This is a genomic window from Bradyrhizobium sp. SRL28 (assembly GCF_018596315.1).
Taxonomy (GTDB): domain Bacteria; phylum Pseudomonadota; class Alphaproteobacteria; order Rhizobiales; family Xanthobacteraceae; genus Bradyrhizobium.
Genome location: NZ_JAHEAG010000004.1, coordinates 312,499 through 327,151, shown reverse-complemented (window position 1 = coordinate 327,151; position 14,653 = coordinate 312,499). Strand labels below are relative to the sequence as shown.

The 14,653-nt window shown below is 64.7% G+C and carries 12 protein-coding genes; 11 read left to right on the top strand and 1 reads right to left on the bottom strand.

The genetic code is table 11. The annotated features are described in order from the left end of the window. Positions 1-96: 96 nt before the first annotated feature. The gene (locus tag KIP88_RS13035) at positions 97-948 is read right to left on the bottom strand and encodes a sulfite exporter TauE/SafE family protein (RefSeq protein WP_214488427.1); all 852 of its coding nucleotides are present in this window, start codon (positions 946-948) and stop codon (positions 97-99) included. A gap of 578 nt (positions 949-1,526) precedes the next feature. On the opposite strand from KIP88_RS13035, the gene sdhC reads away from it, so the two are divergent. The 11 genes from sdhC (at position 1,527) to KIP88_RS12985 (ending at position 14,558) form a co-directional block, all read left to right on the top strand. Continuing rightward, a complete protein-coding gene (gene sdhC, locus KIP88_RS13030; protein ID WP_214488303.1) occupies positions 1,527-1,925 on the top strand; it encodes a succinate dehydrogenase, cytochrome b556 subunit in 399 nt (132 codons plus the stop codon). A gap of 14 nt (positions 1,926-1,939) precedes the next feature. After that, a complete protein-coding gene (gene sdhD, locus KIP88_RS13025) occupies positions 1,940-2,314 on the top strand; it encodes a succinate dehydrogenase, hydrophobic membrane anchor protein (RefSeq protein ID WP_214488426.1) in 375 nt (124 codons plus the stop codon). A 3-nt stretch (positions 2,315-2,317) separates the two neighbouring features. Next, positions 2,318-4,189: a succinate dehydrogenase flavoprotein subunit gene (gene sdhA / locus KIP88_RS13020; protein ID WP_214488302.1), complete on the top strand. Its 1,872-nt coding sequence runs from the start codon at positions 2,318-2,320 to the stop codon at positions 4,187-4,189. A 24-nt stretch (positions 4,190-4,213) separates the two neighbouring features. Beyond that, positions 4,214-4,999 carry a succinate dehydrogenase iron-sulfur subunit gene (locus KIP88_RS13015; protein ID WP_214488301.1) on the top strand — a complete coding sequence of 262 codons (786 nt, stop codon included), beginning with the start codon at positions 4,214-4,216 and terminating at the stop codon, positions 4,997-4,999. Between the two features lie 269 nt (positions 5,000-5,268). Beyond that, positions 5,269-7,410 carry a hybrid sensor histidine kinase/response regulator gene (locus tag KIP88_RS13010; protein WP_214488300.1) on the top strand — a complete coding sequence of 714 codons (2,142 nt, stop codon included), beginning with the start codon at positions 5,269-5,271 and terminating at the stop codon, positions 7,408-7,410. 81 nt (positions 7,411-7,491) lie between these two features. Beyond that, positions 7,492-8,421 carry a glutathione S-transferase family protein gene (locus tag KIP88_RS13005; protein WP_214488299.1) on the top strand — a complete coding sequence of 310 codons (930 nt, stop codon included), beginning with the start codon at positions 7,492-7,494 and terminating at the stop codon, positions 8,419-8,421. A 50-nt stretch (positions 8,422-8,471) separates the two neighbouring features. After that, positions 8,472-10,475, top strand: coding sequence for an ABC transporter ATP-binding protein/permease (locus KIP88_RS13000; protein WP_214488298.1), 2,004 nt, complete (start codon positions 8,472-8,474; stop codon positions 10,473-10,475). Positions 10,476-10,794: 319 nt separating this feature from the next. Next, positions 10,795-11,622 carry an FkbM family methyltransferase gene (locus KIP88_RS12995; protein WP_214488297.1) on the top strand — a complete coding sequence of 276 codons (828 nt, stop codon included), beginning with the start codon at positions 10,795-10,797 and terminating at the stop codon, positions 11,620-11,622. A 35-nt stretch (positions 11,623-11,657) separates the two neighbouring features. Further along, a complete protein-coding gene (locus KIP88_RS12990; RefSeq protein ID WP_214488296.1) occupies positions 11,658-12,044 on the top strand; it encodes a VOC family protein in 387 nt (128 codons plus the stop codon). An 81-nt stretch (positions 12,045-12,125) separates the two neighbouring features. Next, positions 12,126-12,356, top strand: coding sequence for a hypothetical protein (locus KIP88_RS46465; protein ID WP_249790736.1), 231 nt, complete (start codon positions 12,126-12,128; stop codon positions 12,354-12,356). Between the two features lie 186 nt (positions 12,357-12,542). Next, positions 12,543-14,558, top strand: a complete 2,016-nt coding sequence (locus KIP88_RS12985; protein WP_214488295.1) for an OmpA family protein — start codon at positions 12,543-12,545, stop codon at positions 14,556-14,558. Positions 14,559-14,653 lie beyond the last annotated feature (95 nt).

The window sequence follows — 14,653 nt, the reverse complement described above, 5'->3', positions numbered from 1 at the left end:
GTTGCCGTAGCCCGGATGGAGCGAAGCGCAATCCGGGAACAGTCCGTCCGCCTGCGAGAATCCCGGATTTCGCTTCGCTTCATCCGGGCTACGCGCCTACAACAGACTGATCACGAACCTTCCGCCGACGATGAACATATACGCGCCGAACGCCATCTCCAGGTTCCGCTTCGACATCGCATGCGCGGCGCGCACGCCGAGCGGGGCGGTGATCAGCGTGGTCGGCATCACCAGCACGGCACCGATCAGCGACACATAGCCGAGCGCAAACGGCATTTGCAGCGCGGTGACATCGGGAAAGCGCGCGGCGGCGGGCCAGCCGGCATAGACATAGCCGATCGCGCCGGGGATCGAGATCAGGACCGCAATCGCCGACGAGGTCGCGACCGCCTGATGGATCGGCCGGCCATAGAACGTCATCAACAGGTTCGCGAACAGGCCGCCGCCGACGCCCATCAAGGTCGACAACAACCCGACGAAGAAGCCGTAGACGCGCATCAGAAAGCCCTTCGGCACATCGTCACCGAGCTTCCAGCTGTCGCGCGCCAGTAACAGCCGCGCCGCCGCCGACCACGCCACTATCACGAACACGATCTTGAACAGTCGCTCCGGCGCGTAGCGCGCGGTGACGCTGCCCGCCACAACGCCGATCACGATCGGCAGCCACCAGCGCCTGAGGATCTCCATATCGACCGCGCCTCTGATGTAATGGGCGCGAAACGAACTGATCGAGGTCGGGATGATGATCGCAAGCGAGGTGCCGATGCAGAGCGGCATCCGCACCTCCAGCGGCACACCGGCCAGCCGGAAGCATTCGTAGAACACCGGCACCAGGATCGCGCCGCCGCCGATGCCGAAAACGCCGGCCAGAAATCCCGACAGCGCCCCGACCGCGATCAGGAGCAAGGCGAGTTCGATGAGCTCCTTGGGATCGAGGCCGGCCACCATGTCTTTGAGCATCCCGCGTTCAGAACCTGCGGCCCAAGCATCTGCATGGTCGCCCGCGAGACTTAGCTGCTTCAAGGCGGGCCGCAAAACCCGCATATCGGGTCGGCTCTGGATGAATAGCCTCGACGCGCTCGGCGCCGCCGCGAAGGAAGACGCCGGCATCGGTGCGCGCGCCTCCGCGGCCGACCGAGGCCGATCTGGCCGCCGACCACCTGGTGGGACTGCTCGCCGATTACGAGCCGGCGCCGGTGCTATTGCACCGATGTTTCAGCCGTCGCAGCAGGCTTGGCCGAAGATCAAGCGCCTCCGTCGAGCGCTGGCACGGCATCAGTTCGCTTGGCGCACAGCCGCGACGGAACGATAAATAGAATCATAATTCAATTCTTAAACCATGCCAGATGGCTGTGGTATACCAAGCGGCTGATCAATCTCGTATCATAGCCTCCCTAGCAATGAACGTTGGTTCGATTCCAAGCGATTTGATCGTTGCGCGGACTGATGCGACTACGTAAATAGAATTTATCTACCGCGCACCCCCATGGGCCGGCTGCGGTTCCACACAACATAAAAGCCGCCGAATGACCGCCAGGATCGAACGACCGCTATCGCCCCATTTGTCGACCTATCGCGTCACCCTGACGATGGCGCTTTCCATCATCCATCGCGCCACGGGAATTGCGCTCTATTTCGGCACGCTGCTGCTCGCCTGGTGGCTGATTGCCGCAGCCTCCGGCCCCGGGGCGTACGCCAACGTCCAGGCCTTCACCGGCAGCATCATCGGCAAGCTGATCCTGTTCGGCTACACGTGGTCGCTGCTGCATCATCTGTGCAGCGGTATCCGCTACTTCTTCTGGGACCTTGGCTACGGCTTCAAGCCCAACGAGCGCGAGGCGCTGACCTGGGGCGCGCTGATCGCCGGTATTTCGCTCACCGTCCTGGTCTGGATCATCGCCTACACGGTCGGAGGCGGACGATGAGTGGCCCTCGCTCGATGCGCACGCCGCTCGGCCGCGTCCGCAATCTCGGTTCCTCGCATTCCGGCACCACCGATTTCTGGCGTCAGCGTCTCACGGCGGTGGCGATGACGCTGCTGATCGTGCCCGTCATCGTGATCATTCTGATGCTGATCGGCCGCAATCAGGCCGGCGCCGCCCAAATTCTCGGCTCGCTTCCGATCGCGATCATCCTGGTGCTCTTCATCGTCGCCAGCACCTGGCACATGCGGATCGGCATGCAGATCGTGATCGAGGACTACGTGCACAACGAGAAGATCAAGCTCGCCAGCGTGATGGCGAATAATTTCTTTTGTATCGCGGTGGCCTTGGCCTCGATCTACGCGATCCTCAAATTGTCATCGGGAGTGTAACCCATGGCTGCTCAAAGGACGGCCGGTGATCGTAACGGCAAGGCCACCAACGGCAGTGGCGGAACTGCAAGTGGTCCTGCCACCAACGGAAAATCCTATCCGATCGAGGACCACACCTACGACGTCGTGGTAGTCGGCGCCGGCGGTGCCGGCCTGCGCGCCGTGGTCGGCTGCTCGGAAGCGGGCCTGCGCACCGCCTGCATCACCAAAGTGTTCCCGACCCGCTCACATACGGTTGCGGCGCAAGGCGGCATTTCGGCCTCGCTCGGCAACATGCATCCGGACGACTGGCGCTGGCACATGTACGACACCGTCAAGGGGTCGGACTGGCTCGGCGACCAGGACGCGATCGAATACATGGTGCGCAACGCGCCCGACGCCGTCTACGAGTTGGAGCATTGGGGCGTACCGTTCTCGCGCACCGAGGACGGCAGGATCTATCAGCGCCCGTTCGGCGGCATGACCATGGACTACGGCAAGGGCCAGGCGCAGCGCACCTGCGCCGCCGCCGACCGCACCGGCCACGCCATGCTGCACACGATGTACGGCCAGGCATTGCGCCACTCGGCCGAATTCTACATCGAGTTCTTCGCCATCGACCTGATCATGGACGACCAGGGCGTCTGCCGCGGCGTGATCGCGCTCAAGCTCGAGGACGGCACGCTGCATCGTTTCCGGGCGCAAACCACGATTCTGGCGACCGGCGGCTATGGCCGCGCCTACGCTTCCTGCACCTCGGCGCATACCTGCACCGGTGACGGCGGCGGCATGGTGCTGCGCGCCGGCCTGCCGCTGCAGGACATGGAATTCATCCAGTTCCACCCGACCGGCATCTACGGCTCGGGCTGCCTCGTCACCGAGGGCGCCCGCGGCGAAGGCGGCTATCTCGTCAATTCCGAGGGCGAGCGCTTCATGGAGCGTTACGCGCCTTCAGCCAAGGATCTCGCCTCCCGCGACGTCGTCTCGCGTTCGATGACCATCGAGATCCGCGAGGGCCGCGGCGTCGGCAAGAAGATGGACCACATCTACCTGCACCTCGATCATCTCGATCCCAAGGTGCTGAACGAACGGCTGCCGGGCATTTCCGAATCGGCGAAGATTTTCGCCAATGTCGATGTTACCCGCGAGCCGATTCCGATCGTGCCGACCGTGCATTACAACATGGGCGGCATTCCCACCAATTATCACGCCGAAGTGCTGACCAAGAAGAACGGCGACGACAATGCCGTGGTGCCCGGCCTGATGGCGATTGGTGAAGCCGCCTGCGTGTCCGTGCACGGCGCCAACCGGCTCGGCTCCAACTCGCTGATCGACCTCGTCGTGTTCGGCCGCGCAGCCGCGCTGCGGCTTGCGGAAAAGCTGACGCCGAACGGCAAGCAGCCGGACCTGCCGAAGGATTCGTCCGATCTGGCGCTCGGCCGGCTCGACCACTATCGCTACGCCTCCGGCGGCACGCCGACCGCGAAGCTGCGCGAGGGCATGCAGCACGTCATGCAGAGCAATTGCGCGGTGTTCCGTACCGGCGAGATCCTGCATGAAGGCCAGAACCTGATCCACAAGGTCCATGGCGGCATCGGCGACGTCGCGACCACCGACCGCTCGCTGGTCTGGAATTCCGACCTGATCGAAACGCTCGAATTCGACAATCTGATCGTGCAGGCGGTCGTCACCATGGATTCGGCGGCGAACCGCACCGAAAGCCGCGGTGCGCATGCGCGCGAGGACTTTTCCGAGCGCGACGACAAGAACTGGATGAAGCATACGCTGGCGTGGATCGACGAGCGCGGCAAGACCGCGATCGATTACCGCCCGGTGCACGACTACACGATGACGAACGACGTTCAGTACATCCCGCCGAAGGCGCGGGTGTATTGAGAACGACTGCGAAGGCTTGCAACCATGGCTGAATTCACACTTCCCAAGAACTCAAAGATCACCGGCGGCAAGGCCTGGCCGAAGCCGGCGGGCGCGACCGAGACGCGCGAGTTCAGGGTGTATCGCTGGAATCCGGACGACGGCAAGAATCCGAGCGTCGACACCTATCACGTCGACATCAACGACTGCGGGCCGATGGTGCTGGACGGCCTGATCTGGATCAAGAACAACATCGACCCGACGCTGACCTTCCGCCGCTCCTGCCGCGAAGGCGTCTGCGGCTCCTGCGCGATGAACATCGATGGCCAGAACACGCTGGCCTGCACCAAGTCGATGCATGACGTGGCGGCGGGCGGCGCGGTGAAGGTCAATCCGCTGCCGCACCAGCCGGTCGTGAAGGACCTGGTCCCGGATCTGACCAATTTCTACGCGCAATACGCTTCCATCGAGCCGTGGCTGAAGACGACCACGCCGACGCCGCAGAAGGAATGGAAGCAGAGCCACGAGGACCGCGAAAAGCTCGATGGCCTCTACGAGTGCATCCTGTGCGCCTGCTGCTCGACCTCCTGCCCGAGTTATTGGTGGAACAGCGACCGCTTCCTGGGGCCGGCCGCACTCCTGCAAGCAAATCGCTGGGTATCGGATTCCCGCGATGAAGCCACTGGCGAACGGCTCGACAACCTCGAAGACCCGTTCCGGCTCTACCGCTGCCACACCATCATGAACTGCGCCAAGGCCTGCCCGAAGGGCCTGAACCCGTCCGAGGCCATCGCCGAGCTCAAGCTGAAGATGGTCGAGCGCCAGATCTAGGCCGAGATGCCGTAGCCCGGATGGAGCGAAGCGAAATCCGGGACAGGTTTAGCCGGCTGTGAGAATCCCGGATTGCGCTCCGCTCCATCCGGGCTACGAGAATCGTCATCCCGGGGCATGGGCGCTCGTTGGCTACGCCCGGCCGGCCGAATAATTATCAATTTATCGATCCGCATTAACGCCATCAGGGGAAGCAGAAAGTTCCGCTCTCCACGCGCTTTATTCCCAACCAAGGATTGCGTTAAGCTCGGCGCGGAGTCGGAGCGCCCGTGCAGACCGCGCAACGTAATTCGCTGAGACTGCTGCAATGGATGATGGTCGCCTCGCTGGCCCTTCCGTTGGCGCTGTTTGTATTTGCGTCCGCCGTCTCCTGGATCTCGATCCGCGAAACCGCCGACCGCGAAATCGAACGCGCGCTGGATGTCGCGCACGAACACGCGCTGAAAGTGTTCGAAACCATCGACCGCAGCCTGTCGGAGATCGCCGAGATCATCCGCGACATTCCCGATGCCGACATCGTTGCGCGCGAGCAATTGCTGCATTTGCGGCTGAAACAACTGGTCGCCTCCCTGCCGCAGGTGAAATCGGCCTGGATCTTCGACGCCAAGGGCCACGCGCTCGTCAACAGCCTGGTCGTTCCGGCGCCCGGGATCGATTTTTCCGACCGGGACTATTTCAAGTCCCACGCGGCCAGCGATATCGGAACCTATATCGGCGAGGCGCTGAAGCCGCGGCCGCCCTATCATGGCGCCGCGTTCTTCGGCGTCAGCAGGCGGCGCCCGAGCGAGGACGGCAGCTTCGCCGGCGTGCTGCAGGCCTCCGTGTTCCCGGAATATTTCGAGAATTACTACGCCCGGATCGGCCGCGAGCCCGGCAGCTACTTCGCGCTCGGGCGGGCGGACGGCACCGTGCTGGCGCGTTTCCCCGCCATCGACCGCGACATCCGTCTCGACCCCAAGGGTTCGATCGGGAAAATAATCGCCGCCAGTCCAACCGCTGGCCTCATCACCGTGACGTCGCCGACCGACGGCATCGAACGCCGCCTCGGCTACCGGCGGCTCGCCGAATACCCGATCTATGTCGGCGCCGGCCTCGAAACCTCAGCGATACGCGCCCGCTGGCTCTCCACCATGAGCCAGCATTTGGTCTTCGGCGCGCCGGCCACCGCGCTGCTGTTTGCCCTGCTGGGGTTGGCCTTGCGCCGGACCCGGCATCTTTATTTCGAGGCCGAGAAGCGGCAGGTGGCCGAGGAAGCGCTGAAGCACGGCCAGCGGCTGGAAGCGCTGGGCCAGCTCACTGGCGGCGTCGCGCACGACTTCAACAACCTGCTCACGGTGATTCGCGCGTCCGTGGACCTGTTGCGGCGGCCCGACCTGCCGGAGCCGCGGCGGCTGCGCTATATCGAGGCGATCTCCGATACCGTGACCCGCGCCGCCAAGCTGACCGGGCAGTTGCTGGCCTTCGCGCGGCGGCAGACGTTGAAGCCGGAGGTGTTCGAGGTAGGGCGAAGCGTGCAGACGCTGGCCGAAATGATCGGCACCCTGATCGGTTCGCGCATCGAGATCGTCATCCTCGGCCCGGAAGAACCGTGCTTCGTCAACGCCGACGCCGGCCAGTTCGAAACCGCGATCATCAACATGGCCGTGAACGCGCGGGACGCCATGGAGGGCCGTGGACGGCTGACGATTGCAGTGGGAATGGCGGCCAGCCTGCCCAACGCCGCGCCATCGTCGCAAAATCCATATGGCTATGTTGCCGTATCCGTTGCCGACACCGGCAGCGGCATTCCGCCGGATCAGTTCGAACGCATCTTCGAACCTTTCTTCACGACCAAGCAGGCCGGCCATGGCACCGGGCTCGGCCTGTCGCAGGTATTCGGATTCGCCAAGCAATCCGGCGGCGAAGTAGCAGTCGCCAGCGAAGTGGGCAAAGGCACTATTTTCACGCTGTATCTGCCGCGCACCGCCGGCAGCGGGAAATCGCGACAGCTGCCGGCAGATGCCACGGCGATCGACGGAAGCGGAATGTCGGTGCTCGTCGTCGAGGACAATGCCGAGGTCGGACGATTCACCACCGACGCGCTGGCCGAACTCGGCTACGCCACCAAGCTTGTCGGCAACGCCACGCATGCGCTCGAAGAACTGGCGGTCGGCGCTGACCGCTTCGACGCCGTGTTCACGGACGTCGTGATGCCCGGGATGACCGGCATCGAACTGGCCCAGGAAATCCGCCTCCGCCATGCCGATCTGCCGGTCGTACTGACCAGCGGCTACAGCCACGTGCTGTCGGAACACGGCAGCTACGGTTTCGAACTGCTGCAAAAGCCCTACTCGATCGAGCAACTGTCCCGCGTGCTGCACCGGGTCGGCCGGCGGAAATTCAAACAGGCGCCGGCGGCCGCGTCATCCTGATGCCGCGATAGCCAGAGCACCTCCAACCGCGGTAGTTTTGCAAAGTCCGCGCAATCCGCGAACCGACCCAGAAGAGGGCGAATGGCCACCGAACATCCGATTATTCTCCACCATTTTCCGCAATCGCCGTTCTCGGAAAAGATCCGGCTGATCTTTGGCCTGAAGAAGATTGCATGGACGTCGGTCGAGATTACGCGGATCATGCCGCGGCCGGACCTGATGCCGATGACCGGAGGCTATCGGCGTACTCCGGTGATGCAGATCGGCGCCGACATCTATTGCGACACCCAATGCATCATCCGCGAACTCGAGCGGCGTTTCCCGGAGCCGACACTGTTTCCGGACGGCTGCCAGGGTCTTGCTTCCGCGACCGCGATGTGGACGGACAAGGCGTTCTTCCAGAGCACCGTGAATCTCATCTTTGGTTCGCTCGCCGACAAGGTCCCACAGGAATTCATCGCCGACCGCGAGAAACTGCGCGGCGCCAAATTCGATATTGCCGCCATGACGGCCGCGATCCCGCAGATGCGCGACCAGTTTCGCGCCAATCTGCAGTGGATCGAAGCGCAGCTCGCCGATGCCGGGGCCTGGATGTGCGGGGACCATGTCAGCCTGTGCGATATCAACGCCTACATGAACGTCTGGTATGTTCGCACCAACCTTCCCGACCTCGACCGAATGCTTGCCGAATTTCCGGCGACGAAAAGTTGGGAAGCACGGATGCGCGCGATTGGCCACGCCACGTCCACCGAGCTATCGACCGCGGCGGCGTTGGAGATCGCGACCCGCGCGTCGCCACAGACCGCCGTGCTCGCCGATCCCCATGATCCGAACGGCCGCAAACCGGGCGACCTGGTCACGGTGATGCCTGATGACTACGGCAAGATCGGCGTTCGCGGAGAAATCGTCGCGCTCTCGTCCCAGCACATTGCGATTCGAAGGGCTGATCCAATCGCCGGCGAAGTGGTCGTGCATTTTCCGCGCGCGGGGTTTCTGGTGCTGCCGGCATAAGCGGAGCGGAACCTGCTGGAACCTTTTGATTTGGTTGCCGTTGTGCCGCCATGGGCAAAGCAAACGTCAAATCGTCAGCGAAGAAACCAAGCAAGAAACCGGACCCCGGCGCAAACACGCCGGATTCCGAAGAAAAATCGGAGTTCGTTGAAGTCACCGCGGAAGGCGGCGACCATGTCGAGCCACCGCCGCCGGAGGTTGTCGAACCCGATCCGGAATTATCACCTGAGGAAGCCGAGCAGGCCCGCAAGGATTATCTGCTGACGCGGTTCTGGATCAGCGCGCGCGGCTATTGGGGCAAGAACGGCGACCGGCTGGCATGGCTGTTTACGATCGGACTGTTGCTCCTGATCATCGCCAATGTCGGCTTTCAATACGGCATCAATGTCTGGAATCGCGCGATCTTCGACGCCATCGAGAAGCGCGAAGCCGCGACCGTCTATTACCTTGCCGCCGTGTTCTTTCCGCTCGCGATCGGCAGCGTGCTGCTCGGCGTGGCGCAGGTGTTCACCCGCATGGGCATCCAGCGCCGCTGGCGCGCCTGGCTGACAAGCGCGGTGATATCGCGCTGGCTGGCCAGCGGCCGTTACTATCAGCTCAACCTCGTCGGCGGCGACCACCAGAATCCGGAATATCGCATCGCCGAGGATTTGAGGATCGCGACCGACTCCCCGGTCGACTTCGTCGCCGGCGTCACATCGGCATTCCTTTCGGCCGCGACCTTCATCATCGTGCTCTGGACCATCGGCGGCGCGCTGACGGTGACGCTGGCAGGCTCGACCATCACCATCCCCGGCTTCCTCGTGATCGCCGCGATCGTCTACGCCGCGATCGCCTCGGGCTCGATCATGACGATCGGACGAAGCTTTGTGCAGGTGTCCGAGGACAAGAACCAGGCCGAGGCGGAGTATCGTTACGCGCTGACGCGCGTGCGCGAGAACGGAGAAAGCATTGCCCTGCTCGGCGGCGAAGAGGAAGAGCGCGACGGCATCGACAAGACATTTACAAAGGTCCTGCGGCAATGGGCGCGGCTCGCCGGCCAGCACATGCGCACCACGCTGGTGTCGCAGGGATCGAGCCTCATTGCACCCGTGGTGCCGCTGTTGCTGTGCGCGCCAAAGTTTCTTGACGGCAGTATGACGCTCGGACAGGTGATGCAGGCGGCTTCCGCCTTCACCATCGTGCAGACCGCGTTCGGCTGGCTGGTCGACAATTATCCACGGCTCGCCGACTGGAACGCCTGCGCGCGCCGCATCGCTTCGCTGATGATGTCGCTCGACGGCCTCGAACGCGCCGAGCGGGGCGACGGCATCGGCCGCATCCAACGCGGTGAAACCAAAGGCGATACCATGCTGAGCCTCAACGATCTGTCGGTAACGCTCGACGACGGCACCGCTGTTGTCGGCGAGACCGAAGTGGCGATCGAACCCGGCGAGCGGTTGCTGGTGGCCGGCGAATCCGGCACCGGCAAGAGCACGCTGGTCCGAGCGCTGGCGGGGCTGTGGCCATGGGGCGGCGGCAGCGTCAATTTCCATCCCGACCGCCGCCTCTTTATGCTGCCGCAGAAGCCTTACATCCCGTCCGGCACGCTGCGCCGCGCCATCGCCTATCCCGGCGCCGCCGACGACTGGACGATCGAGCGGATCGGTGAGGCCCTGCACAAGGTCGGCCTCGATCATCTCAAGGAAAAGATCGAGGAAGAAGGGCCGTGGGACCAGACGCTTTCTGGCGGCGAGAAGCAGCGGCTGGCATTTGCGCGGCTGTTGCTGCACAACCCCGACATCGTGGTGCTGGACGAGGCGACATCGGCGCTCGACGAGAAGAGCCAGGACAAGATGATGGAGATCGTCATCAAGGAGCTACCGAAGGCAACCATCGTCAGCGTCGCCCATCGCGTCGAGCTGGAGGCGTTCCACAGCCGCAAGATCGTGCTGGAACGGCGCAAGGGCGGCGCCAAGCTGGTCAGCGACATCGACCTGATCCCACGCAAGGGCAAACGCCGCCTGCTCGGCCGCTTCCTGCGCCATCGCCAGGCTGCCAAGAAGGCGGCGTAGTTTCTTCCCCTTCTCCCCTCAGTGGGGTGCACGATCTCTCCATCCGTCATTGCGAGCGAAGCGAAGCAATCCACCTCTCCGCTTGCCGCACTATGGATTGCTTCGCTTCGCTCGCAATGACGCGGATAGGCTGCGGCGCACTGGACCCGCCCCATTCGTGGCACGATGTGCAAGCGTAGCCCGGATGGAGCGAAGCGCAATCCGGGATTCTTCTCAGCCGAGAGACATCCCGGGTTACGCTTCGCTTCACCCGGGCTACAGACTGTTTCGCCGCCCCAAAACCGGCTATGCATGCCGCCGCTTCACCGAGGACTTTTGCTTGACGCTCGATAACGATCCTTCGCCCGCGCCGTTCGGCGCCTTCGCCCCGAATGCCGCACAGGCCGCGATCATCTCGCTGGCCCACCGCACGCGGCTGAAGCGCGGCGCGTTTCGCCCCTGGCTGTCGCGGCTGGTGAATCTGCTGCGCGCGGGTCCCGTCGACGTGCCATACCAGGGCGCCTCGTTCCGCTTCTACCACCAGGCCAGCGCCACCGAGCGCGGCGCGCTGTTCAACCCCGCCTACAACATCGAGGAGCTGGATTTCTTGCGTGCGCATGTGCCCGCGGGTGGCGTATTCGTCGATGTCGGCGCCAATGTCGGCACCTATGCGCTTGCGCTGGCGCGTCATGTCGGCGCCGGCGGCAAGGTGATCGCGATCGAACCGCACCCGGTGACCCATGCGCGGCTCGCCTTCAACAACACAGCCTCCGGCTACACCCAGGTGCGACTGGTCGCAGCCGCCGCCGGCCCTGCTGATGGCGAATTGCTGATCGAAACCGACGGCGACAATCTCGGCGCCAGCCACATCGTGTCGGGCGAGGCCTCCGGCAAGGCGATCAAGGTGCCGTCGCTGCGGCTGCAGCGCATCCTCGAAGAGGCCGCTGTCGCGCATGTCGACGCGCTCAAGATCGACGTCGAGGGTTTTGAGGATCGCGTGCTGACCGGCTTCTTCGCCGACGCACCGCAGGCATTGTGGCCGCGCGCGATCGTGATCGAGCATCTGTCGAAGGACGAGTGGCTGGCAGACTGCATCGCCGACATCCGCGCGCGGGGTTATATCGAGACGGGCAAGACCCGCAGCAACACGCTGCTGGCGCGAGGCTGAATTTTTGCGTTCCTTCAAACCGCAGGGAGACCTTGATGATCGACCACGTCGGATTTCCGGTTTCGGACTACGAACGCTCCAAGGCCTTCTATCTGAAAGCCCTGGCGCCGCTCGACTACACCCTCGTGATGGAAGTCACTCAGGAACAACACGGCCACGATCCCGCCGCAGGTTTCGGCGCCGATGGAAAGCCCGATTTCTGGATCGGCGGCGAAGGCGGGTTGGACAAGCCGCTCCATGTCGCGATCGTGGCCAAGGACCGTGCGACGGTGGACGCCTTCTACAAGGCAGCCATGGCGGCCGGCGGGCGCGACAACGGCGCGCCCGGAATTCGAGCGCACTACCATCCGAATTATTACGGCGCGTTCGTGCTCGATCCCGATGGCCACAATATCGAAGCCGTCTGCCACGCACCGGCCTGACCGGTTCCATTCGCGCGGCGCGCGGGAACTTCACGCCCGCGTCGCCGTTATGTTCCTGGAGTTGAAACTTCAGGAGATGTGATGCCGATCGAACCGCCGGAGATACCGCCGGCGACACCGGGACAACCGACCGAGCCGCCGCAAGAGAGCCCTCCAGGCAATCCTCGTCCGGAAGTGCCACCACCGCTCCGTGAACCCGGTCAACCACCACAACCGCAGGAGTTGCCGGGCAAGGTGCCGGATGAGTTACCGGTACGCGGGCCGAACGGCCCCCGCACTCCCAACCCCGCTACCGATCAAGGGACCACATGAACGCACAGCCTGAACGCGCAATGAATAATGGTGCATGCAACCCATTGCGCCGATGAAATAAAAAGCATCCGACCATTTGTAGGTCGCCACAATCCGGCCTAATGATTAGCCGTTCAATCGACCAACTGGCATGCCAATGAAGACCGTTCCGTTGCTGTCAGGCCTATTCCGGGGACCAAGGATATCATGACAAACCTACGCATCCTGCTGCTCGCCACGACCGCTTTGACGGCGACGCAGCTCGCGACCTCTGCATCGCATGCGCAGACCGCGCCGATTGTCGTGGCGCAAGCCAAGGAAGAGACCGGCCCGGGCGGTAGGCCCAAGGAGGCGCCGAAGGGTGCCCCGCCGCCGGCTGCCGCGCCGAAGGCGCCCGCGCCGGCTGCTCCGCCACCCCCGGCCGCGGCACCTCCGCGTCCAGCAGCCCCTCCGCCCCCACCGCCTGCTGCGGCTCCGCCGCCGCGTCCAGCACCACCCCCGCCGCCTCCGGCGGCAGCACCACCCCCGCGCCCAACGCCGCCGCCGCCTCCCCCGGCTGCCGCGCCGAAGGCACCGACTCCGCCGCCGCCGCCCCCTGCGGCTGCACCTTCGCGCCCAACGGCACCGCCACCTCCTCCGCCGGCAGCCGCGCCTGCGGCGCCGAAGCAACCTGCCGCACCGACGACGCCACCACCGCCGCCGCCTTCGTCTCAGAAGGCGACGCCATCACCTGTACCGCCGCCGCCCCCGCCGTCTGGCACCAGGCAGCCGCCGGCGCCTGCCACCACGCCGGCTCCGACAGCGCCGCCGACGGCCGCCCCTCCGCCTGGCGGAAGTACGACGACGGCGCCACCGCCGGGACGACCGGGAGCAACGACGACGCCTCCGAGTGCGGGCGCCCCGACTACAACGCCGACCACACCGCCGGGACGGCCGGAAGCACCGACGCCACCTCCGAGCGCGGGTGCCCCGACAACCGCGCCGACAACCGCACCACCGGGACGACCCGGCGCGCCGCCGCCTGCTGCGCCGAGCGCTGGCACTCCCGTCGCTCCGGGTGCAACGCCGCCGGCGGCTGCTCCCACGGCTCCAGGAGGCGCGGCCACCACCGCGCCAACCGCCGTTCCGGGTGCGCCAAACGCCACGCCACCGGCCGGCCGGGCACAAAACGCCCCGCCGACCGTCGCGCCGGCCTTCCGCCAGGCTCCTCAGGTCACCGCACCGCTGCCAGCAGCCCCGCCGCCGGACGCTGGGCTTAGAGTCATTGCCCCGGGTGCGCCACGGTCCGGACCGCAGCGCCTTGACGACTTCCGCGGCCAGCGTCGCGAGAGCCAGCAGGGCGGCCGCACCATCATCACCGAGCCCGGCCGGATCATCATTCGCGATCCCGGCGGACAGCAATATGTCCGCCACAACGAGGTGGACCGCTTCCGCTACGGCGCGCGTGATATCCAGACCCAGACCGTCGGTGGCGAGACCCGCACCGTCGTGATCCGGCCTGACGGCACGCAGGTGATCACCGTGACCGGCCGCGACGGTCAATTGATGCGCCGTATCCGCCGCGACCAGCGCGGCCGCGAGATCATCATCATCGACAACAGCTACCGCGATCCGCGCGGGGGCGGCGGATTCTACGTCGCCCTGGCGCCGCCGGTGGTCCGCATTCCCTACAACCGCTACATCGTCGATTCCGAGGAGGCGTCGCCGGAGGTGCTCTACGAGACCATGATGGCGCCGCCGGTGGAACGGATCGAACGGCGTTATTCGCTGGACGAAATCCGCTACAGCCCGACCGTGCGCCAGCGGATGCCGAGCATCGATGTCAACACCATCAACTTCGAACTCGGATCGTGGGAAGTTCCCCCCGATCAGGCGGCGAAGCTGCAGGCGATCGCCGACGGCCTCAACCGCGCGATCCAGGAAAATCCGCGCGCGGTGTTCCTGATCGAGGGCCACACCGACGCGGTCGGCAACGACGTCGACAATCTGTCGCTGTCGGACCGTCGCGCCGAATCGGCGGCCACCTTGCTGACGCAGCAGTTCAACGTGCCGGCGGAAAACCTGACCTCGCAAGGCTACGGTGAGCAGTATCTGAAGGAGGCGATCGACGGGCCGAGTCCGATCAACCGGCGCGTCACCATCCGCAACATCACGCCGCTGCTTAACGGCGGACAGGCGTCGCTGCCGCCGCCCCCGCCCGGCACCGCGCCGCCGCGGCGATAAGACAGGTCATCGCAAATGAAAATGGCCGGGAGCAATCCCGGCCATTTTTTGTGCTTCTTGGTTGACGCGTTTTCTACCGCAGATAAGTCTACGCA